Origin of the sequence: Muriicola sp. Z0-33 (assembly GCF_026126425.1) — a bacterium.
Classification (GTDB): domain Bacteria; phylum Bacteroidota; class Bacteroidia; order Flavobacteriales; family Flavobacteriaceae; genus JAFMPW01.
In genome coordinates, this window is record NZ_JAFMPW010000004.1 from 253887 (window position 1) to 277375 (window position 23489).

Genomic DNA, 23489 nt, shown 5'->3' on the forward strand with positions numbered 1-23489 from the left:
CTCTTTCTTAATTAAGCTTCGTCTGTGTTTCTCACTTTTACATGATAGAACACATTTGGTTTGGTTCCTACACTTTCGAGTAGGTGGTACATTCTGTTACTTTCTGCAAGTTCTGAAACCTTGCTCTCAGAGTCATTTACATCTCCAAAAACAATGGCCCCGTTGCTACATGCATTGGAACAAGCTGTCTGGAACTCTCCATCTTTGATCATACGTCCTTCCCTTTTAGCATCAAGAATGGTCTTCTGTGTCATCTGGATACACATAGAACATTTTTCCATCACACCTCGGGAACGAACATTAACGTCAGGATTAATGACCATTTTACCCAGGTCATTATTCATGTTATAATCAAATTCGTCGTTGTTGTTATATAGGAACCAGTTAAACCTTCTTACTTTATACGGACAGTTGTTAGCGCAATAACGCGTACCAACACATCTGTTATACGCCATATGGTTCTGACCCTGGCGACTATGAGAAGTAGCCGCTACCGGACAAACTGTTTCACATGGAGCATGGTTGCAATGCTGACACATTACTGGCTGAAAGGCCACTTGCGGGTTTGCAGCAGGATCTTCCATTTCCTCGAATCCGGTTTTGGATTCAAAAGCTCCTGAGAATTCATCTTTCTTAGTATTATCCCCCTCAAAGGTGTCTTCCGAAGAATAGTACCTGTCTATTCTGAGCCAGTGCATATCTCTGGACATTCTCACCTCGGCTTTCCCAACAACAGGAACGTTGTTTTCTGCATGACAGGCAATAACGCATGCACCACATCCGGTACAAGCATTAAGATCTATAGACATATTAAAATGGTGTCCGATAGACCTGTCAAAACTATCCCAAAGATCTACCGTTGTGGCAGGAACTTCCTGATGGTTCAATGATACCTGAGGTACATGGTTCCATTCTGAATGATCTTTTGTATTGAAAATCTCGAGCGTAGTCTCTTTAATAATATCTCCCCTGCCCATTAGGGTCTTATGAAGCTGTACACAAGCAAATTCATGCATGCCGGCAGCTTTTTCTATCGTAGCAGATTGTACATTAGAGAATCCCTGGTACAATTTAAAGGCGTTAACCCCTACTCTCATCTCATCTTTCAGGCCTGCTTCCTTGCCATATCCAAACGAAAGCCCGATAGTACCTTCTGCCTGGCCTGGCTGAATAATAACAGGAACATTTTCAAGGCTTACACCATTAACAGTGATATTAGCATAGCTTCCATCCAAACCACCATTAGCAACATTTTCATTTTCAAAGCCAAGCGCCTGCGCATCCGCCTTGGAAACCGTCAGGTAGTTATCCCAGGAAACCCGTGAAATAGGATCCGGGAATTCTTGTAACCATGGGTTACTGGCTTGCTGACCATCTCCCATCCCTACCTTGGAATAAAGTGTCAACTCCATTCCGTCAGAAGTAGCTGCAGCTAAATTCCGGATAGCATTTGCAATGGGTAGAACGGCAGTTTCAGCCGCATCCTCACTATCAACAGAGGTTTCCTTATCCATGGCATCCTGAGCTGTATCAACAGGATCCGAAACATCACCCTCCATGGCAGAAAATACGCCATCATGCAATGCCTTGTCCCAATTTGTTCCTCCCAGGATAGATGTGGTCCAGGTTTCTTTTACATATTCGTAATAACTCTTGTCGTCACCCATCCAATTTAGCAGGCAACTCTGAAATTGTCTGGTATCAAACAACTCCTTTATGGTAGGTTGAATAAGACTGTAATGCCCTTCTTGTAAATGGGCATCACCCCATGATTCTAAATAATGATTACTGGCCGCTGTATAATTAGCTACGGCAGTGGTCTCATTCCAATTTGTTGAAAAAGCAATAGACAGATCCACTTGCTCTATTCCTTCCTGAAAATCTGCAGCATTGGGTAAGCTGTACATAGGATTAACCCCATCCATAATAAGAGCTCCAATCTTACCCGCTTTCATATCAGTTACTAACTGACTTAGTCCTTTTACACTTCCCTGACGAACATATCTTGGAGAAGTTACGTCCATAGCCTTGCTAGAAAGCATCTCATTAATTGCCAGTGCAACTGCCTGGGCGTCATTATCTTCCAAACCAGTGACCACCAATGCGGCACTTTTATTATTGGCAATTTCCTTTACAATATTATCTAAAGTTCTTTCAACTGCCTCTCCTAAGTCGCCTCCTACTGAAGTTCCATTGAGCTTACCGTATAATTTAGCCAGCGCTAATTTTTGCTTGCTTGGTGCCAGTGGTACGCGCTTATCGGCATTTGCACCGGTAAGAGACATATTGGCCTCAAACTGGTAGTGTTTAGACATTTTGCCTTTATTTGGGACCCTTCCTTTAGAATACCCACTATCAAAACCTCCGCCTTGCCAGTCTGCAAGGAAGTCTGCACCAAAAGAGACGATGACATCAGCCTTCTCAAAATCGTAATTTGGAAGTGCTCTTTTGCCATAGCTCGATTCAAATGCATTTAATGCTGCATCTTCTGAAATGGAATCATAAGTAACATGACTTACATTGCCAAATGCAGTGGTGAAATCGGCAATTAGTTTATCGGTAGACGGACTCGCATAAGTTTGTGTAAGCAATGCTATTTGTTTGCCCGAATCTTTTAGTGATCCAAATTTGGCTTTGGCAGCCGCATCTAAATCAGACCAGTCTACAGGCTCTCCATTGAACAAAGGCCCCTGAATTCTGGTACTATCGTATAATGATAGCACAGAAGCCTGCACTCTGGCATTTGCCCCGCCCGTTAACCTGGCATCTGTATTATTTTCAATTTTGATCGGCCGACCTTCTCTGGTCTTTACCAAAATATTGGCAAAGTCAAAACCATTGGCGATAGTAGTAGCGTAATAATTGGCTATCCCCGGAACAATGTCTACAGGTTTTACCACATAAGGGATAGATTTGCGAACAGGACCTTCACATGCTGCCAAAGAAGCAGCGGCTGTACTAAATCCTATATATTTCAGAAAATCCCTTCTATTAGTTGCGGTAGCTGTAAGTGTTTCCTTATCGCCTAAAAAATCATCTACCGGTATCTCTTCCGGAAATTCGTTCTGTCTTAGCGCCTCAACAATGGAATCGTTCGGACGTAATTCCGCTTCGCTCTTCCAGTATTTCTTGCTTGATGCCATACGATCTATCTGTAATTATCTTTATTAATAGTGACACTTACCACATTCCAAACCACCCATTTGTGCGGCTGTAAGTTTGTCTACTCCATATTTTTTAGAAAGCTCTTCGTGTATCTTATCATAATACGCATTGCCTTCTATCTTAACATTGGTTTCCTTGTGGCAATTAACACACCAACCCATAGTTAAAGGTGAAAACTGACTGACAATTTCCATCTCTTCAATAGGACCGTGACAAGTTTGACATTCTATCCCTGCAACGCTTACGTGCTGTGAGTGATTGAAGTATACAAAATCTGGTAAATTATGTACCCTGACCCATTCTACTGGTTGTGTTTCACCGGTATATCTTTGTTCCTCTTCATCCCAACCAACCGCTTTGTACAATTTTTTGATTTCACCGGTATAGAATTCATTGGTATACCCATTGGCAATATCTTCTGCACTTGGTCCTTCAGGATTTCCTTTGTACTCATAAATAGACTTATGGCAATTCATACATACATTTAAGGAAGGAATACCGGAATGCTTAGAGACTCTTGCGGAAGAATGACAGTACTTACATTCTATTTTATTGTCTCCTGCATGAATTTTATGCGAATAGTGTATAGGCTGAATTGGCTCGTATCCCTGGTCAATTCCCAGTTGCATCATCCAACCGTATGCAAAATATGCTCCTGCCAATAAAAGTAAAATTGAGGAAACAAGAACCAGAAATTGATTCTGAGCAAATGCTTTCCAAATCGGCATTCTTTTTTCAGCTTTGGCCCTTTCTAATTCAACTCCATTAGCCTCGGCTATTCTGCGAAGGGTATTGTTCACCAAAAACAACATCATCACCAACAGTCCAAAAACCAATGCCAGGGCTCCAAGTATAACTTCATTTGAAATCCCTGAAGATTGCCCACCTCCGGCTCCGTCTGTTGCAGTGGCTGCCGCAGCTACTGCTGCCGCAGGCGGTGGTGCCGCTGTATAAGCAAGAATATCATCAATATCCTGATCGGATAAAGTTGGAAAAGCCGTCATTGCGGCCTGATTGTATTCCGCATAAATTTTGTTGGCGTAAGCATCTCCTGCAGAGATCATTCCCGGACTGTTTTTAATCCAGGTGTATAACCACTCCTTGTCCAGACCCTCATCCTCCGCAAGGCGTGCCTCAACATTGGCGAGTGCAGGCCCGGTCATTTTCCTGTTAAGAGCATGACATGCAGCACAATTCTGATTAAATAGTTGTTTTCCTTTCGCCGCGTCTGCTCCAGTATCGGCAGCTGCAGATTCGGCTACATCCTGAACAGCATCAGGAGAAGCTTCTTCTTGTGCATAAAGTGAAGAGGAAAGGAGTAGTAGAACTACTATACTGAACCCAAAAAATTTAGAAATTTGATAGCGGTACGGAACCTTTTTCATATTCAAAATATTTCAATCGAAATCTTGGCACGATAATTCCTGTAAGCTAGATTATTTAGGTTGGTTATCGTCGCTCAAATTCACGCAAAAATACGACATAGACTTTATTTGCGAAATGTTAAGGGTTTGATAATTTATAATTTATATTTATTCTAAATAAAGCCGATTTATAATGTTTAATTTTAAAAAATTACCTTTGCAAGCTAGTAACATCAATATGAAGCAAATAGGATTAAAAACAAGCATCACCTTACTACTAACGCTAGTAGTCTCTATGGTCGGAAGTGCCCAGAACGGCAATGTTTCCATTGATCAGGACAAAAGAATAGCACAGTTATTGCAAATCTACAAAGCTGTAAATTCCAGCGCCAATTACTATACTGTTCAAATAGGATTTGGCTCCTATGACGAGGCCGAGGAATTGAAAACAGAGGCTGATGTTGATTTCCCGGGTTGGGGATCCAAAATAGTATTTGATTCTCCTACTTATCGAGTTCACGTTGGAAAATTCCGGACCAAACTAGAAGCTGAACGCAAATTTCTTGAAGTCAGAAAAAAATATCCTGCTTCACTGCTATTGAAGCCCGAAAAAACGCAATACTTTAAAAAGAAAGACTCCGGAGAATAATCCGAAGTCTTATTATAGGTATCTTCAATTTTGTTATAGAAAATTACAAGGTCTTTTTAACTGCTACTTCCTGGAAGGCTTCAACAATATCTCCTACCTTAATCTCATTGTAGTTTTTAATCTGCAAACCACAGTCGTAGCCTTTAGCGACTTCTTTCACATCGTCTTTAAACCTTTTAAGTGATGAGAATTCTCCGGTATAGATAACCACTCCATCTCTTATGAGTCGTATATTGGAGTTTCTGAATATTTTCCCACTGGTTACCATACAACCTGCAATAGTTCCCACCTTGGAAATTTTAAAGGTTTCCCTAATTTCAGCTGTTCCGGTAATTTCTTCCTTCATTTCCGGAGAAAGCATTCCTTCCATCGCATCTTTCAGATCATTTATGGCATCATAAATAATAGAGTACATTCTGATATCAATTTCTTCCTTATCAGCTATATCCCTTGCGTTACCCATTGGTCTGACATTAAAACCAATAACAATAGCATCAGAAGCCGAAGCCAATAGCACATCAGATTCGGTAATGGCTCCTACCCCCTTATGAATAATATTTACCTGGATCTCATCTGTAGATAGTTTTTGGAAAGAATCTGTCAGGGCTTCAACAGAACCGTCAACATCTCCTTTAAGAATAATGTTCAATTCTTTAAAGTCGCCCAGGGCAATTCTTCTTCCAATTTCATCTAAAGTAATATGCCTTTGTGTTCTAACAGATTGTTCCCTTAACAACTGGCTGCGTTTTGCAGCAATTTGTTTGGCCTCTTTCTCATCTTCCAGCACATTAAACTTATCACCTGCCTGAGGAGCACCGTCTAATCCAAGAATGGATATCGGTGTGGAAGGGCCTGCTTTCTTCACAGATTTACCGCGCTCATCCTGCATGGCTTTGATCTTACCACTACACGTTCCTGCCAGCACATAGTCGCCTATTTCCAAGGTTCCTGCCTGAACAAGAATAGTAGAAACATATCCTCTACCTTTATCCAGGAAAGCCTCCACTACGGTTCCTGTTGCCAGTTTATCAGGGTTAGCCTGCAATTCTAAGAGTTCTGCCTCTAATAAAACTTTTTCAAGGAGTTCCTTTATCCCGTCCCCTGTTTTGGCAGAAATATCATGAGATTGTATTTTTCCTCCCCAGTCTTCGACCAAAAGATTCATATTAGCCAAACCTTCTTTTATCTTTTCCGGATTAGCTGTTGGCCGGTCTATCTTATTTATAGCAAAAACAAGAGGAACCCCTGCTGCCTGTGCATGACTGATAGCTTCCTTCGTCTGAGGCATAATATCATCATCTGCAGCAATCACAATAATAGCAATATCAGTCACCTGGGCTCCACGTGCCCTCATCGCTGTAAATGCCTCGTGACCGGGAGTATCCAGGAAGGTGATTTTCTGACCATCTTCGAGTGTTACTCCATATGCACCTATGTGCTGTGTTATACCTCCACTTTCTCCTGCAATTACATTTTCCTCGCGGATATAATCCAGTAAGGAGGTTTTACCGTGGTCTACATGACCCATAACAGTTACGATAGGAGCTCTAGATTTAAGATCTTCAGGAGCATCAACTTCTTCCTCAATTGCATCCTCTATCTCAGCAGTTACGAATTCTACTTCATATCCAAATTCTTCTGCGACTATGGAAAGTGTTTCGGCATCCAGTCTCTGGTTCATGGTAACCATAATCCCCAGTGACATACACGCAGAAATAATCTCGGTAGTTGCAACATCCATCATAGTTGCCACTTCTCCTGCAGTTACAAACTCGGTAACTTTCAGGATCTTACTTTCCAGTTCTAGTTGTTCCAGATCTTTTTCTGTCTGTTCCCTATGCTGATCCCTTTTCTCTCTACGGTATTTAGCACCTTTTCCTTTTTTGGATTTCCCCTGCAATTTTTCGAGGGTTTCCCTAACCTGCTTTTGTACTTCTTCCTCTGTAGGCTCTACTTTTGGTGTAGATGTAAATCGCTGTCCTTTTTTAATTCCTCCACGACCTCTTCCATTACCCTGAGGTCCTTTATTACTAACAATTCTCTTCCTTCTTTTCTTCTTGTCAGCATCGTCAGCTTTCTTAACTGGTTCAGTTTTTTTCTTGGGCTTATTAAACTTGGTAAGATCAATTTTATCGCCCATTATTTTTGGACCGGAAAGCTTTTTGTATTGTGTCTCAATAGACTTAGGAGCTTCTTTTACTTCTTCTTCCGCTGCTACTTCTTTCTTAGGCTCCTCTTTTGCCTTGACCACCTCTTTCTCCTCGACAGGTTTGGGGCTGGGAGTTTCAGTTTCAACAGCCTTAACCTCCGGCTTACTGATCTCTTTAGCTTCTTCCTTTACCTCGGCCTTCTTTGCTGCCGGTTTTTCCTCCTTCTTAGGATCCAGCTCTATCTTACCAACCTGTTTAGGGCCGCTAAGTTCTGCCTTTGCTTTAACAACTTCCCTGGAGGCTGCTCTTTTTTCTCTGGCCAGTCTTTTTTCTTCCTGTTCCTGTTCCAGTTGAATTCGTAAAGCTTCTTTTTCCTTACGCTTCTCTTCTCCGACTTCCTTGGATGCAACTTTCTTGCTCATGTCCGTCTGGAACTCATCCAAAAGAACCTGATATACTTCATCCGATATTTTAGTTGTAGGCCTGGCTACAATCTCGTGTCCTTGAGACGCAAGGTAGTCCACCGCCCTATCGAGTGAAATATTAAGTTCTCTTAAAACTTTATTAAGCCTTATTGTTGCATTTTCTGCCATACACTTATTCCTATTCCTAATATTTTGCTGCTAATATATAGCTTAATCTTCAAATTCTTCTTTAAGTATACGCACAACCTCCAAAATAGTTTCCTCTTCTAAATCTGTACGTTTTATAAGATCATTTACGTCCTGTTCCAAAACACTTCTTGCAGTATCCATACCGATTTTCTTAAGTTCATCGATAATCCAGGCATCTATTTCATCAGAAAATTCTGTTAGCTCCACATCTTCTTCAACACCTTCACGGAATACATCAATCTCATAACCTGTCAATTGGCCAGCCAACCTAATATTGTGACCACCTCTTCCAATTGCCTTGGAAACTTCCTCCGGCTTTAAATATACCTGAGCCGTCATTTTCTCATCGTTTAACTTGACCGATGAAACCCTGGCCGGACTCAATGCTCTGGTAACCATTAATTGAGGGTTATTTGTCCAGTTGATCACATCTATATTCTCATTTCCAAGTTCTCTAACAATACCGTGAATACGCGAGCCTTTCATTCCCACACAGGCACCTACAGGATCTATTCTATCATCATAAGAATCTACTGCTACCTTAGCTTTCTCCCCGGGTATTCTCACGGCTTTCTTAATAGTAATCAGCCCATCAAAAACTTCCGGTATCTCCTGGAAAAATAGCTGCTCAAGGAAGATCGGAGAGGTTCTTGACATTATAATCATAGGCTTGTTGCCTTTCAACTCAACGCTTTCAATTATCCCTCTAACATTATCACCTTTCCTGAAGAAATCTGATGGTATTTGTTTGTCCTTAGGTAAGATGATTTCATTGCCTTCGTCATCTAACAGGATAATAGCTTTATGCCTGATATGATGTACTTCTGAGGTGTAAATCTCCCCTTCCAGATCCTTAAATTGTTTGTAAATGGTAGTATTATCGTGCTCGTGGATCTTGGAAATAAGGTTTTGACGCAGTGCCAGAATTGCCCGCCTTCCAAGATCTATTAATTTAACTTCTTCTGAAACATCTTCACCAACCTCAAAATCGGGCTCTATTTTTCGCGCCTCTGATAGCGATATTTCCTCATTGGGATCCTCTACTTCTCCGTCTTCAACAACCACCCGATTTCTCCAAATCTCCAAATCCCCTTTGTCTGGATTGATAATTATATCGAAGTTTTCATCCGAACCAAATTTTCTTTTGAGGGCACTTCTGAAAACCTCTTCCAAAATTGCCATAAGCGTAACCCTGTCTATGAACTTATCGTCTTTAAACTCTGAGAAAGATTCGATCAGCGCAATATTTTCCATTTTGATCTACAATTAAAATTTTAATACAACTTTAGCTTCTTCAATTTCAGAAAAGGCAATTTGCTGCTTTTTCTGAACTGTAACTTTACCCTTTCCAACGGGTTTGGGTTCTCTTGCTTTCCATTCAAGTGTAATACTATCAGGTGAGACATCTGTAAGATTACCTTCCAGAGTAGCACCCGCCGTAACCACCTTCAACTTCCTGCCTATATTCTTTTTATACTGCCTTGGTAGCACTATGGCCGAGGTTGCTCCTGCAGAAGTAACTTCAAGAGAGAAATCTGTTTCCTCTCTATCAAGATTATGTTCAATTGCCCTGCTTACCTTAATACAATCTTTGAGGCTAACCCCTTTATCACCGTCTAAAACAACATATATTGTATTGGCAGGAGTGATTTCAAAATCAATCAAAAAAAGCGATTCATCCTCCTCCAAAGCCTTCTCCAATAGGGCCGCAACTTTTTCCTTAAACATAGAGATCTATTTACCTGCTCACGTACTGAAACCCATCATCAATGATAACTTATCGCTAATAAAAGAGGGGACAAATTGTCCCCTCATGAATACATTGATATCCTTTCAGTGGCGCAAATATACAACTTTTTTTGATTATTTCTATACCAAAAAGCTGCTGCTCAAGTTTATTATTTACCCGGGTTTTGAATTTAATTATAGATTTAATGGTATTTTTAAATACCCCATTGGAAACTACATAAAAACCATCCGATAGATATGGAAATATTTTCTTCGTACAACCTCATAATCGAATTATCTGCCATAGTTATTATTTCTTTCTGGTTCAATGGGATATCTAAGAAAACCAATATCCCCTCTGTACTAATGCTAATAGTATTGGGTATTATACTCCAATATGTATTAAAATATTTTGAACCCACTCTGCCAGAATTTGACAGCTCACTGGAAGTACTGGGGACCATTGGATTAATTATGATTGTCCTTGAAGCCGCTCTGGAACTTGAGCTCAAAAAGGAAAAACTATGGCCCATTATTAAATCTATGGCAATTGCGCTGATTGGTCTTGTTGGTTCTGCCTGGGTTGCTGCGCTTATAATTTATCAGTTTACACCTGAAATGACCATGCAATCCGCCTGGCTTTATGCCACCCCTTTATCTATCCTTTCCAGTGCTATAATTATTCCCAGTGTTGGAGGATTAACAGCAGCTAAAAAGGAATTTCACATTTACGAGAGCACCTTCTCTGATATTATGGGGATTATGATGTTCTATTTTTTAACAGGAGGGCTGGACCCTTCACAGGATGCTGGCGTTGCCGGGTTTGCGGGCAATATTGTTCTTACTATAATTATCGCTGTAGTGGCCAGTTATGGCATCATCCTGATTTTTCAGCGAATTAAGAGCCAGGCAAAACTATTTTTACTAATCGCCGTACTCTTGTTGCTTTATGCAATAGGCAAGAAGATGCATTTGTCATCCCTGATTATAATTTTAATTTTTGGGCTTATCGTAAAGAACATTAATCTATTTTTCCCCGGGAAAACGGCCATCTTTCTGGATAATAATAAAATGAAGCAGATCTACCATGAATTGCACATCATTACTTTAGAAACGGCATTTGTTATCCGTACTTTTTTCTTTGTGATCTTTGGGTTATCTATTGCAATAGCCTCTTTATTCAGCCTTAATGTGGCCATAATAAGCATCCTGATAATTCTATCTATATATGCCATACGGTTTTTGCTTTTAAGACTGTTTTTCGGCAAGGATATTTTGCCACAGTTATTTATTGCCCCCAGGGGTCTGATCACCGTTTTATTATTTTATGCGATCCCGGCTCAGGCAAAAGTGGAATCCTTTGAATCAGGGGTGCTCTTATTTGTTATTATCGCTACCAGCCTGATTATGACCTGGGCCATGATAAAAGACAAACGTAAAATGAACACCTTGCTCGACGAGATAGACAAGGAAGTGCTGGCAAGAAACCAGGCTGAGGATGCTTTGAGAGAAAGCACAGAAGAAGCATCAGAAAGTGTTATAACGGAGAATCCTGAGACCTGGGAAATTGGAGATAATGAAGAAACATCTGGTCAGGATAACAATGAGACCATAGAGCCCCCTGAAACTCCCGATACAAATCCTAATGACCAGCAAGACCGGAATTACGAGGGGTAGTTTACTCAATAAACAGTTAGCAATAAACAGTTAGCAATAAACAGTTAGCAATTAGCAATAAACAGTTAGCAATAAACAGTTAGCAGTAAACAGTTAGCAGTTAGCAGTTAGCAGTTAGCAGTGGACAAATATTTAATTAGGCCGAAATTGGGGTTTCCAACCCCGCCCCAATTATAATCTAATCAATAACACTGAAATATTCTTGCAATCGCTACCCAAAATTCGGAATGAAACTTGGCAATTGCTTATTTATAGCTAGCCGCGATACCTTCTAAATACTCCAGCTATTTCTCGTCTGGCAACTCCATTTCTGTTGGTCTTCCAGAGTTACCTTCACTCTGCTCGGCACCAGCTTCTCAGCCTAATTTTTGTTGCACAAAAAAACCCAGTGAGTTATCACTGGGTCTGTCCAACTTCGTTGGCCTACTAGGACTCGAACCTAGAACGACTGGACCAAAACCAGCTGTGTTGCCAATTACACCATAGGCCAGTACCTTTTAAGAGCCTGCAAATTTAAGACAAACTTTGGTTTCGCCAAATAATTTAGGGAACAATAATCTTAAAAATTACATCTGTCAATGCTGTTAAAGGTTTATAAAAAAGATACTACCATATCTATATTTATTAGTAAATTCGCCCATCAACATAGTATATGTTATAATAAAGATCCGGCTAAAATCCGGGGAGAGTTCAACTTATTCTTTTTAAAACCCCAGGGTTTTAAAAAGGGGTTTCATTAAAACAACAATTTGCATGTTTTCAAAAAACTTTGAAAAATGGGACTCCATCATAGGATGGGTCGTTTTTTTTATAGCATTTATTACTTATAGTCTTACGGTTGAACCCACTGGCAGTTTTTGGGATGCCGGGGAGTATATTACCACCTCTGCAAAATTACAGGTAGCACACCCACCAGGTGCTCCTTTGCTCCAAATGATAGGGGCATTTTTTGCTATGTTTGCCTTTGCCCCGGACCAGGTGGCAATGATGGTTAACTATATGGCTGTGGTCTCCAGCGCCTTTACAGTGCTCTTTATGTTCTGGACCATCACCAATCTTACCAGAAAATTAATTGCTAAAGAAAAACTCAACAATTCCAGAAGTATCGCCGTATTGGGAAGTGGGGCTGTAGGTGCACTGGCTTTCACTTTTTCTGATAGTTTTTGGTTTAATGCAGTTGAGACCGAAGTATATGCCATGGCCAGTCTGGTAATGGCCAGCCTATTGTGGATGGGACTAAAATGGACAGACAATCTGGACCACCCCAGGGGGAATCGCTGGCTGGTACTTATTTCTTTTGTGGTCGGACTCACATTTGGGGTGCAGTTTATGGGGTTTTTAGCCATCCCCTCCATAGGATTACTCTATTATTTCAAAAAATATAAAACCACCACGGTTAAAAACTTCTTACTTGCCAATATTGCGGTAATCGCGGTCTTAATGTTGGTCTACAAATTTTCGCTCACCTATGTCCTGAAGCTTTTCGGATGGAGCGAAGTTTTCTTTATTAATAGCATCGGACTCCCTTTTAATTCAGGGACAATTATTATGGGGCTGGTTTTTGCCGGAGTTTTCTATTATGGGCTGAGTTATACCAGAAAAAACAATTACAAAACGGCCAATACCCTGGTGCTCTGCGGTATGTTTCTTCTGCTGGGATTTTCTTCCTGGTTGATGCTTCCTATCAGAGCTAATGCCAACGTTGTTATTAATGAAAATAATCCTTCTGACGCCAGGTCGTTACTTGCATATTACAACAGGGAGCAATATCCGGGGGTAGACAGCCCTGTTTATGGCACCTATTACACAGATCTGTTTGCAGCACCAGGAGAAGATAAGGATGACAAACCAAAATACGAGAAAGACAAGGCGTTGGGCAAATATATCATTGTAAATAAATACAAGGATGCCATGCAGGGACCCAATCTGGACCACAGAGGAGTACTGCCCCGTATGTGGAGCGATCAACACGCCGAGAATTATATTAAATATTTTGGGCCTCCCGATTTTAAAATGAAATCTTCCAATGAAGAACTCAGACAGGCGGTTGCACAACTCAAGACGGGCTTTGCCAATGGAGAAATTGACGAATCTCAGTACATAGGTTTTCTTAAACAATTCAGTGATTACCTGGAAGTACAACCCCCATCAGTTTGGCAGAATATAAAATACATGGTGCAGTTCCAGTTCGGCTATATGTACTGGCGTTATTTTATGTGGAATTTTGTTGGGAAACAAGACGATATTCAGGGAAGATATAATGGAAATGGAGAATGGATCAGTGGCATTGGCTTTTTAGATAGTATCAGATTGGGTAGTCAGGAGAATCTGCCAGATGATATGTTGGCCAATAAAGGAAGAAACACCTATTTCTTTCTGCCCTTGCTCCTGGGGATTGTAGGATTAATTTTTCAGATCTCTAAAAATCCCAAACAATTCTGGGTGCTCTTTGTCTTCTTTATGTTTACCGGGATCGCTATTCAGTTTTATACCAACCCCTATATATTTCAGCCAAGGGAAAGGGACTACTCCCTGGTAGGTTCTTTCTATATTTTTGCACTTTGGATAGGTCTTGGAGTCTATGGCCTGTTTGACGAATTTAAAAAATGGCTGAAACCAAAAATTCTGGCCCCTGTTGTTTTGGGGGTATGCTTGCTGGCCGTACCCGGCGTAATGGCTTTTCAGAACTGGGACGATCATAACAGGGCTAACAGATATACCGCCAGGGCAAGTGCAATGGCCTATCTGGACTCTTGTCAGAAAGATGCCGGGGCAATGATTTTTACCATCGGCGATAATGACACTTTTCCGCTTTGGTATGCCCAGGAAATTGAAGGGCATAGAACAGATGTAAGGGTTATTTGTACCAGCTTATTTGCAACAGATTGGTATGTAGACCAAATGAAGAGGAAAGCGTATGAAAGTGACCCCATACCATCACAACTTACACATGACCTTTACAGGTATGGCAACAGGGATGTCATTTACTATCAACCACTTCCTGGTATAGCTGAAAAAAGGTGGGATATAAAGGATTTTATGAATTGGGTAGGCAGTAACAAACCACAGACCAAACTGAAATACTTTTTAGAGCAAAGGGGTGCAGATCTTAGCGAATATGCTGAGAGCACATTAGATCTGGTTTATTATCCTACCAACAAGATCCGAATTCCGGTAAACAAGAAAAACGTGCTTGAGACCGGACTGGTAAAGGAAAAAGATTCCGCCCTAATAGTAGATTATATCGATATAGATCTTCCTGAAAGTGCCTTACCAAAAAACAGGATATTGATGTTGGATATAATGGCAAACAACAATTGGGAGCGCCCAATATATTTTTCCGGAGGAAGCTTTGATAAAGCAGAATACATCTGGATGAAAGATTATCTTCAATTAGACGGTCAGGCGTATAAATTGGTGCCCATTAAGACAACTAACAGAAGTTCCTTCGAGATGGGCAGAATAGATACTGAACTCATGTACGATATTGTGATGAATTGGGACTGGGGCAATTCTGGTAGTTCTGATATTTACCACGATCCACAAACCAGAACGCAGGGACTATCAATCAGGAGCAATCTTGCCCGATTGGTGGAAACGCTCATCAACGAAAACAAGATAGACAAAGCGAAAGACATTCTTAACCTGGCAATGACCAATATGCCTGTAGAACATTTTGCCTTTTACACTTTTGTTGAGCCTTATGTAGATGGGTATTATAAGGTGGGTGAAACCAATAAAGCCAGAGATCTGTTTAAGAAATTGAAAAATATCTATCAGGACAGATTAGAATACTACGCCGGTATTCCGCTTGATGAGCAGTATGCAAAAATTGAAGATATTATTTCGGATATGGAAGCCTACAGACGTAATATTGATATTCTGATTGAAAATAACGACAGGGAAATGGCGGAAAAAGAAACCCTGATTTTTAATGAACATATAGATCAGTTTAGTCATTTCTATCAGGATGAACTTTTGGAGGAAGTTCCACCGGCACAGCAATCGGATCCAGATATACCAGATAGTGTTCCAGTTGAGAATACCACAGACAGTACTGTTGCACCTCAAAATTAATTCTGTAGATAAGATAGTTTGCTAATGATCCCCGGGTTAGCTAAATATGCTTACAGGTACTCGTTAAGGATACCTATAAGCGTATTGGCATCTTGTTCACCGCTCTGGCGCCAAACCATTTCTCCCTTTTTGTAGATCATCAGGGTTGGTAAGCCCTTAACTCTTAATGCCTGAGACAATTCCTTGTTTTTGTCAACATCAATCTTTATTACCTTGCCTTTATCTCCCAATGCAGCTGCCACGTCTCTCAAAACCGGATGCATAGCAGTAGATTGTTCGTTCCATTCCGCATAGAAGTCGAGCAAAACAGGAACCTTTAGATCTATAAGTTCGCCAAATTTAGACATATGTAATTCATTGGGTTAAGCATCAAATGTAAGAAAAAATGTGAAAAATATAATGACAGCGGTCATTTTGTAGCCCTGGTAAAGGCCAATATTTACGATAACGACTTCTTTTTAAGCGTAATTACGGTTATCTCTGGCCAAATTCCAACTCTTCCGGGATACCCGATAAATCCAAATCCTCTGTTCACATTAATAAACTGACCCAATTCTTCATACACCCCTGCCCAATACTTGTATCGCCATTTTACAGGACTCCATTTTATTATACCAGGAATCTCTATTCCAAACTGCATGCCATGAGTATGTCCGCTTAGTGTAAGGTGAAAATGATTATCGTGCTGAATTACTTCTTCCTGCCAGTGTGTGGGGTCATGGCTTAAAAGGATGCGAAAATGGCCGTTACCCAGTCCATCGATAGCCTTATTTAAATCGCCTACGGATTTAAACCCTTTGCCCCAATTCTCCACACCAATCAATGCCAGTTTATCTTTTCCTTTCGACAGCAAACGGTGTTCATTCAAAAGTAAATCAAAGCCCATTTCTTTCTGCATCTGCTTTAAATCTTCCAAATTTTTTGACTTCTCCTCTACAGTTTCCCATTGCACGTAGTCTCCATAGTCGTGATTACCAAGAATAGAGAACTTACCATCAGGAGCTTTTAATGTTGAAAATAAATCGGCCCAGGGTTCCATTTCCTCAGCTTTATTATTCACCATATCACCAGTAAAGCAGATTACATCACTCTGTTGACTATTTATGAGATCTACCCCGTATTCTATTTTCTTTCTATCGTCGAAACTGCCACTGTGGATATCTGAGATCTGGGTGATCTTATAACCGTTAAAAGCATCTGGTAAATCATCAAATTCCATCGTATAATTCAGTACTTTAAAATTATACTTTCCTTTATACATTCCGTAAAGAAGGGCTCCGAAAGGAACCGCTGCTATACCAAGGGCCATCATACTGAGAAACCTTCTCCGTGTTGGCAGGCTAAATTCTGTACTGCTGCCCGAGAGCTTGTGATAACTTGCAGAAATAAAACGGAAGATATCTTCTGAGAAAAGGAAGATGATGGTGATCAGTTTAAACGTGAGAATGGCCAGAAGAAATCCAAATGCATAACTTTTGGGCCTGCTAAGTACTCTACCTGCCTGTTCGCCCCAACTAAACTGATAAATAAAATTTCCCAGGATTATAAGCGAGATTACAGCCATTACGTAATACACCCATGGATACCTTGTTGCTGTTTTTAAGGCCTGCAAGGTATAAAATGCCATTATGAAATAAATCGTTACGAAAATTATCCAGCGTAGCATGGTGGCTTTTTTTGCAAAGATATTTGATTAGTAGCTTTGGACAGAGTGCTTTTCTGTTTTATTTAACTCTTTTTACTATTTCTCTAATTCTATCGGGATCTGTAACGGCCAAATAATCCTCACGTAAGAATGCAGCGGAATTCATTGGAACTTCCGGAAGAAAAGGTAAAGTCCTGTGAAATTTGGTCCCAGACAGATGAATGGCTTCAAATCCTGCCTCAATAAATTCATGGACAGAAAGCTCATTAATTCCTGCGCCCGGCATTATTTTGCAATCGGTGCTTTTTTCATGAAGTTGCTTCAAAAGTGAAATCCCTTCAGGAGCCGATGGCTTTTGCCCGGAGCTAAGCACATACTGAATACCTAACTTCTCTAGTTGAACTAAGCCAACAATAGGGTCTTTAATCCAGTCAAATGCACGATGAAATGTAAAAGTCATATCACCAGCTAATTGCCGCAACTCCGAAGTTCTTGGCATATCAATTGTAAAATCGGAATTCAACACGCCTGATACTATTCCTTCAAAACCCATTTCACGACACTGCAAAATATTCACTTTCATAATCTGAAACTCCGAATCCGAATACATAAAATCACCACTCCGTGGGCGGATCAACACATGTACTGGTAGCCTAATTACTTCTTTTACTTTTTTAAGCAAACCATAAGAGGGTGTAATACCCCCTACCCCAAGTTCGGAACAGAGTTCAATTCTATCTGCCCCGGCAAGCTGAGCATTCAGGGCAGATTGCAATGAGTTGGCACATACTTCTACAATCATATTGATTATATTTAGCTACATAAAAGTAAACATCCATATCCGATGAAACGAAGAAATTTTCTCAAAAATTCAAGTGCCGCAGCCGCCGGGCTGATATCAACATCTGTAATAGCCGCTGGTGATAAAAAAAATCGTAGCGAAATCGATACCGCTAAAACCACCCAGACTACAACGCCAATAGTCATTGCCACCTGGGATGTCTCAAACGCTACAGCTAAAGCCTGGGAAGTGCTCAGAAAAGGAGGCGTTGCACTGGATGCTGTGGAACAAGGAGTAATGGTAGAAGAGGCAGACGTTGAGAACCAGACTGTAGGCAAGGGCGGCAGGCCAGACCGGGAAGGCAGAGTAACTTTAGATGCCTGTATTATGGACAAAGACAGCAATTGCGGGGCGGTATTGTGTATGCAAAATATTTCACACCCTATATCCGTTGCCAGAAAAGTAATGGAAGACACCCCGCATGTAATGCTTGCAGGTTTAGGGGCAGAGCAATTTGCCTATGAAAAAGGCTTCAAAAAAGAGGACCTGCTGACAGAAAAATCTAAAAAGGAATGGTTGGAATGGAAAAAAACCTCAAAATATCAACCTGTAATCAATATAGAAAATCACGATACCATTGGGATGCTGGCCATAGATAAAAATGGAGACATTGCCGGAGCATGTACAACCAGTGGAATGGCATATAAGATTAGTGGTCGTGTTGGTGATTCACCAATTATTGGAGCCGGACTGTTTATAGACAATCAAGTTGGTGGTGCAACGGCAACAGGGGTAGGAGAAGAAGTTGTAAGAACGGTAGGCAGTTTTCTTATTGTAGAATTAATGAGGCAGGGAAAAACTCCTCAGCAAGCTTGTGAGGAAGGTGTAAACAGGATAATTGAAAAAAATAGAGGCAAACTCAATTTTCAAATTGGATTTATTGCGGTTAATAAAAAAGGGGAGACTGGAGGGTACTGCATACAGCCTGGTTTTAGCTACAGGACCTACAATAAAGATGGCCATATTAACACCCCATCCAAAAGTCATATTAAGGCCTGATTGCTTTAATAAGGGACATAAACTTTGTAGTTTTGATATTCTTCAATTGTAATAAAAATGGCAGACCAAAAACGACTTTTTCTATTAGACGCTTATGCCCTGATATTCAGAGGCTATTATGCACTTATTAAAAACCCAAGAATTAATTCAAAGGGTATGGACACCAGTGCCATAATGGGCTTTGTAAATTCTTTATTCGATGTAATCAAAAGAGAAAAGCCAGATCATCTTGCCGTTTGTTTTGACAAGGGAGGCAGTACTGAACGAACAGAAATATTTCCCGAATACAAGGCAAACCGCGATGAAACACCTGATGCCATCAAGGTGGCCGTTCCTTTTATCCAGGAGATCTTAAAAGCTATGCATATCCCTGTGGTGGTCTTAGAGGGCTGGGAAGCCGATGATATAATAGGCACCCTGGCCAAACAGGCCGAAAAGGAAGATTATAAAGTGTATATGGTGACCCCTGATAAAGACTTTGGTCAATTGGTCTCCGAAAACATCTTTATGTATCGCCCGGCACGTATGGGAAATGGCATTGAAATCTGGGGGATACCTGAGGTTCAGAAGAGGTTTGGGGTAGAACGCCCGGAACAGGTCATAGACTATCTGGGAATGATGGGTGATGCGAGTGATAATATACCGGGGCTGCCAGGGGTTGGTGATAAAACGGCTAAAAAGTTCCTCCAGGAATTTGGCTCTATGGAGGAGTTGCTTGCCAATACCGATAAATTAAGAGGGAAGATGAAAGAAAAGGTGGAAGAAAATGCAGAACTGGGATTACTTTCCAAGAAACTTGCCACCATTTGTATAGACTGCGATGTAAAATTTAACGCAGAGAATTATGAACTTTCCATGCCAGATAGCACTAAGGTGCAAGAGATTTTTGAAGAACTTGAATTTCGGCGTTTAAAAGATCAGTTTATCAAGATTTTTTCAGGAGAACAAGACAGCTCTGCGGAGAAGGCCACTAAGGAGGTAACAAAACCAAAGCAATCACAAGAAGCAGGGAGCGGGCAATTTTCTCTATTTGGAAATAACGGAGATGTTGGCGCAACAATCAAAGAAGTAAGTGGCCGCAATACTATAAAAGACGTCTCACACCTTTATCAAAGTGTTACCGGAGGGATGGCTTTGGAATTGTTTCTGCAAAACCTGATGCAGCAATCACAGGTATGTTTTGATACTGAAACCACCTCTCTTAATCCGTTGGAAGCTGAGCTGGTAGGAATTGCATTTAGTTGGGAAGCGGCTAAAGGGTTTTATGTTCCTTTTCCCGAGGAAAAAGATGAAGCACAGGCATTAATTGAACAATTACGTCCATTTTTTGAGGCCGAAGGAATAGAAAAAATTGGTCAGAATCTCAAGTACGATATTAAGGTCTTACAGAAATATAATATCGTCGTAAAGGGAAAATTATTTGATACCATGTTGGCACACTATCTGATCAACCCGGATATGCGACATAATATGGATGTGCTTTCAGAAACCTATCTCAACTATACTCCGATCTCAATTACTGAACTGATAGGCAAAAAAGGTAAAAATCAACTATCGATGAGAGCGGTGCCCCTGGATCAGCAGACAGAATACGCTGTTGAAGATGCTGATATTACTTTTCAATTGGCAAATCATTTCCGACCAGAATTGGCACAGGCAAATACTGAGAAGCTATTCAATGAAATTGAAATTCCCTTGTTGAGGGTACTTGCCGATATGGAAATGGAAGGTATTAATCTGGATAAAGAATTTTTAAATTCCCTATCTGAAGACCTGGAAAGTGATATTGAACAACTGGTACAGAAAATCTATAAGGAAGCCGGGCAGGAATTTAATATTGCCTCTCCAAAACAATTAGGTGAAATCCTTTTTGATAAAATGAAACTGGTAGAGAAGCCAAAGAAAACCAGGACCGGTCAGTACAGCACTGCAGAAGATGTATTGTCTTATTTGGCTAAAGACCATGAAATTATACGGAATGTACTTGAATACAGAGGTCTTAGCAAGTTAAAAAGCACCTATGTGGATGCCTTGCCTGAGCAGGTAGCACCGTCTACAGGAAGAGTTCATACAGCGTACATGCAAGCAGTAGCTGCTACCGGAAGGTTGAGTAGCAACAATCCAAACTTGCAAAACATTCCCATAAGAACAGAACGGGGAAGGCAGGTGCGAAAAGCATTTATTCCCAGAGACGAAAATCATATTTTGCTGGCAGCAGATTATTCACAGATAGAACTTAGAATAATTGCCGCCCTTAGCAAGGAAACTACCATGATAGAAGCCTTTAAAAATGGAGAGGACATCCATGCGTCCACGGCTTCCAAGGTATTTAATATCCCGCTTGATGAAGTTACCAGGGAACAACGGAGCAATGCCAAAACCGTTAATTTTGGAATTATATACGGAGTTTCAGCATTTGGCCTGAGCAATCAGACAGAATTGTCCAGGACCGAGGCTAAAGAACTTATTGAAACCTATTACAAGACCTATCCAAAACTCAGAAATTATATGAGTGATCAGATAGATTTTGCCAGGGAAAATGGTTATGTACAAACCGTACTAGGTCGCCGCAGATATTTAAAAGATATCAATGGAAGTAATCAGGTGGTAAGAGGAGCCGCAGAGCGTAACGCAATCAATGCCCCAATCCAGGGAAGTGCCGCGGACATTATTAAAATTGCAATGATCAACATTTACAACAAACTGGAAGCAGGGAATTACAGGACAAAAATGCTACTTCAGGTTCATGATGAACTGGTATTTGATGTTTACAAACCGGAATTGGAAGAGTTGAAGGTGATGATCAAGACCGAAATGGAAAATGCTTTTCAACTTGAAGTACCGTTGGTGGTAGAATTGGGTGAAGGAGACAATTGGCTGCAGGCACATTAAAGCCCGAGACTACCTTTAAAATTTTACATCAGCAACCAGGTACAAAAATAGTTCTTATTTAAGGGGTATTAAGGTCCCTGGTAAAACTTGAACTTGCTTCACTAAGCATCTGTTCCTGCTCCAAGTTTCCTCCATTAAACTTTATAGCTATTAAAACAAACCCTGTATCTTTAAGGGAAACTTATGCCATTTACATTAATTTGAAAATATGACAAATTTTAAAATTAATATCAGGTACGTAATTATTGTTGTAACAGGCCTGATTTTATACACCATCGCGTTAACCGGAGTGTCAAGGTTAGTATTTAAATCTCCTGACCAGGGAAAAAATGCCGTGGGGAGTTTTATCTCAAACATGGTAATTAAAAGCAGTGATGTCTCCAAGAATATTAGATTATTGTTGTTAAAACAGCCTTACTACTTTAGAAATCAATCTGATAAGGATGGCTTTACTTACTTCTCAAAAGATATAAATGAGTATCCAAAACTCCTGGTTTCCTTTAAAACAGGAAGTTTTGATTCCAGAATTCAATTACTCGACATAAAGACCGGCGAAGAGATTAAAGAATGGGTCCCCGATGCCAAACTGGTATCCAAGTTATCGTATAGCGAGCAACAGCCCAGGGAATTTGAAAAAGGAGCAGATTTAAATTTTGGTCATCCCATACTTATGAAAGATTCTTCCATTGTCTTTCAGACGGGCTTTTCTATTGTTAAGATAAATTCTGACAGTGAAATTGAATGGGTCAATAATGAGAATATGTTTCATCATTCCCTTGAACTGGATGCTGACGGAAATATTTATGCCACAGGCAGTAGTTTTAATTCACTATCCCATAATTTTCTTCCTGATACAGTAAATGTTTACAGAAAAAACTTCCAGGAAAATATTATCATTAAGATAGATGCCAACACAGGTAAAACAATGCTTACTAAAAGTATTATCCATCTTCTTGAGGAAAACGGCCTTGAAAAACTCGTTTATAATAATGGCAACATCATTAATGACCCAATACATTTAAACGATGTTCAACCAGCTCTTAAAGATGGTAAATATTGGAAAAAAGACGATCTCCTTCTCTCATGCAGAAGCTTGTCCATGGTGTTTTTGTATCGCCCTGAGACAAATAAAATTATTTGGTCACAGCAAGGGCCATGGTTATCTCAACATGATCCTGATTTTCACGGAGAGAGTGGCATAGTGGTATTTGGTAATGATGTAATTTTTGATACCCCCAGAGGGCAATTCATAAAAAACGGGTATCATTTTGTAAACGAGACCAACCAAATTTATCTCTATGATTTTGAAAAGGATACCACAACAACCCCTTTTAAAACGCTCTTACAAAAGGAGGGAATAAGAACACCTACGCAAGGTAGGTCTGAGATACTGCCAAACGGGGATATTTTTATTGAAGAAACGGATATTGGCAGGATAATTTTCGGTGATTCTATAATGAAAAAAGCAACTTTCGTCAAAAGAATCGATGAGGCTCATATCACGGAATTAAAATGGAGCAGAATTATTTATTAAGTTCCAGTGATTTAAGAAAATATTATGAGCATTATAACATTTTAGAAGTACTGCACCGACTATAAATTCGTTTTTAAAATAAATGATCAAATAGAAGTAAGCGATTCAGCTGAAGAATTGCTGGTCTTTTTTGTTATTATCTCATCCCTAAAAA

Annotated in this window: 14 protein-coding genes and 1 tRNA gene; 6 read left to right on the forward strand and 9 right to left on the reverse strand. The window is 40.3% G+C overall.

Annotated elements, in window-relative coordinates:
* Nucleotides 1-11: 11 nt before the first annotated feature.
* Both J1G40_RS08430 and J1G40_RS08435 read right to left on the reverse strand, forming a co-directional pair.
* Nucleotides 12-3143 carry a TAT-variant-translocated molybdopterin oxidoreductase gene (locus J1G40_RS08430; RefSeq protein WP_265242181.1) on the reverse strand — a complete coding sequence of 1044 codons (3132 nt, stop codon included), beginning with the start codon at nt 3141-3143 and terminating at the stop codon, nt 12-14.
* A 24-nt stretch (nt 3144-3167) separates the two neighbouring features.
* Entirely contained in the window at nt 3168-4550 is a 1383-nt protein-coding gene (locus tag J1G40_RS08435; protein WP_265242182.1) for a c-type cytochrome, read from the reverse strand.
* 217 nt (nt 4551-4767) lie between these two features.
* Between J1G40_RS08435 and J1G40_RS08440 the strand changes: the two genes are divergently transcribed.
* Nucleotides 4768-5178 carry an SPOR domain-containing protein gene (locus tag J1G40_RS08440; RefSeq protein ID WP_265242183.1) on the forward strand — a complete coding sequence of 137 codons (411 nt, stop codon included), beginning with the start codon at nt 4768-4770 and terminating at the stop codon, nt 5176-5178.
* Between the two features lie 43 nt (nt 5179-5221).
* Here J1G40_RS08440 and infB read toward each other — a convergent pair whose 3' ends face one another.
* Genes infB through rimP form a run of 3 tightly spaced genes read right to left on the reverse strand, consistent with a single transcriptional unit; the run spans nt 5222 to nt 9670 of the window.
* Entirely contained in the window at nt 5222-7921 is a 2700-nt protein-coding gene (infB, locus tag J1G40_RS08445) for a translation initiation factor IF-2 (RefSeq protein WP_265242184.1), read from the reverse strand.
* Between the two features lie 42 nt (nt 7922-7963).
* Entirely contained in the window at nt 7964-9196 is a 1233-nt protein-coding gene (nusA, locus tag J1G40_RS08450; protein ID WP_265242185.1) for a transcription termination factor NusA, read from the reverse strand.
* A gap of 12 nt (nt 9197-9208) precedes the next feature.
* Nucleotides 9209-9670, reverse strand: a complete 462-nt coding sequence (gene rimP / locus J1G40_RS08455; RefSeq protein ID WP_265242186.1) for a ribosome assembly cofactor RimP — start codon at nt 9668-9670, stop codon at nt 9209-9211.
* A gap of 258 nt (nt 9671-9928) precedes the next feature.
* Between rimP and J1G40_RS08460 the strand changes: the two genes are divergently transcribed.
* Nucleotides 9929-11347: a cation:proton antiporter gene (locus tag J1G40_RS08460; protein ID WP_265242187.1), complete on the forward strand. Its 1419-nt coding sequence runs from the start codon at nt 9929-9931 to the stop codon at nt 11345-11347.
* A gap of 418 nt (nt 11348-11765) precedes the next feature.
* Here J1G40_RS08460 and J1G40_RS08465 read toward each other — a convergent pair.
* Nucleotides 11766-11837 (reverse strand) — tRNA-Gln (locus tag J1G40_RS08465).
* Between the two features lie 263 nt (nt 11838-12100).
* Here J1G40_RS08465 and J1G40_RS08470 point away from each other — a divergent pair.
* On the forward strand, nt 12101-15424 hold the full coding sequence (locus tag J1G40_RS08470) for a DUF2723 domain-containing protein (RefSeq protein ID WP_265242188.1): 3324 nt from the start codon (nt 12101-12103) through the stop codon (nt 15422-15424).
* Nucleotides 15425-15474: 50 nt separating this feature from the next.
* Here the strand turns inward: J1G40_RS08470 and J1G40_RS08475 are convergent, their stop codons facing one another.
* From J1G40_RS08475 to J1G40_RS08485, 3 genes are all read right to left on the reverse strand, one after another.
* Nucleotides 15475-15771: a thioredoxin family protein gene (locus tag J1G40_RS08475; protein ID WP_265242189.1), complete on the reverse strand. Its 297-nt coding sequence runs from the start codon at nt 15769-15771 to the stop codon at nt 15475-15477.
* 92 nt (nt 15772-15863) lie between these two features.
* The gene (locus J1G40_RS08480) at nt 15864-17090 is read right to left on the reverse strand and encodes a metallophosphoesterase (RefSeq protein WP_265242190.1); all 1227 of its coding nucleotides are present in this window, start codon (nt 17088-17090) and stop codon (nt 15864-15866) included.
* Nucleotides 17091-17148: 58 nt separating this feature from the next.
* Nucleotides 17149-17871 carry a copper homeostasis protein CutC gene (locus tag J1G40_RS08485; RefSeq protein ID WP_265242191.1) on the reverse strand — a complete coding sequence of 241 codons (723 nt, stop codon included), beginning with the start codon at nt 17869-17871 and terminating at the stop codon, nt 17149-17151.
* Between the two features lie 42 nt (nt 17872-17913).
* Between J1G40_RS08485 and J1G40_RS08490 the strand changes: the two genes are divergently transcribed.
* The 3 genes from J1G40_RS08490 (at nt 17914) to J1G40_RS08500 (ending at nt 23335) form a co-directional block, all read left to right on the forward strand.
* Nucleotides 17914-18909, forward strand: a complete 996-nt coding sequence (locus J1G40_RS08490; protein WP_265242192.1) for an isoaspartyl peptidase/L-asparaginase family protein — start codon at nt 17914-17916, stop codon at nt 18907-18909.
* A 57-nt stretch (nt 18910-18966) separates the two neighbouring features.
* Nucleotides 18967-21801, forward strand: a complete 2835-nt coding sequence (gene polA, locus J1G40_RS08495; RefSeq protein WP_265242193.1) for a DNA polymerase I — start codon at nt 18967-18969, stop codon at nt 21799-21801.
* Between the two features lie 208 nt (nt 21802-22009).
* Nucleotides 22010-23335: an arylsulfotransferase family protein gene (locus J1G40_RS08500; RefSeq protein WP_265242194.1), complete on the forward strand. Its 1326-nt coding sequence runs from the start codon at nt 22010-22012 to the stop codon at nt 23333-23335.
* The last annotated feature ends 154 nt before the right edge of the window (nt 23336-23489 follow it).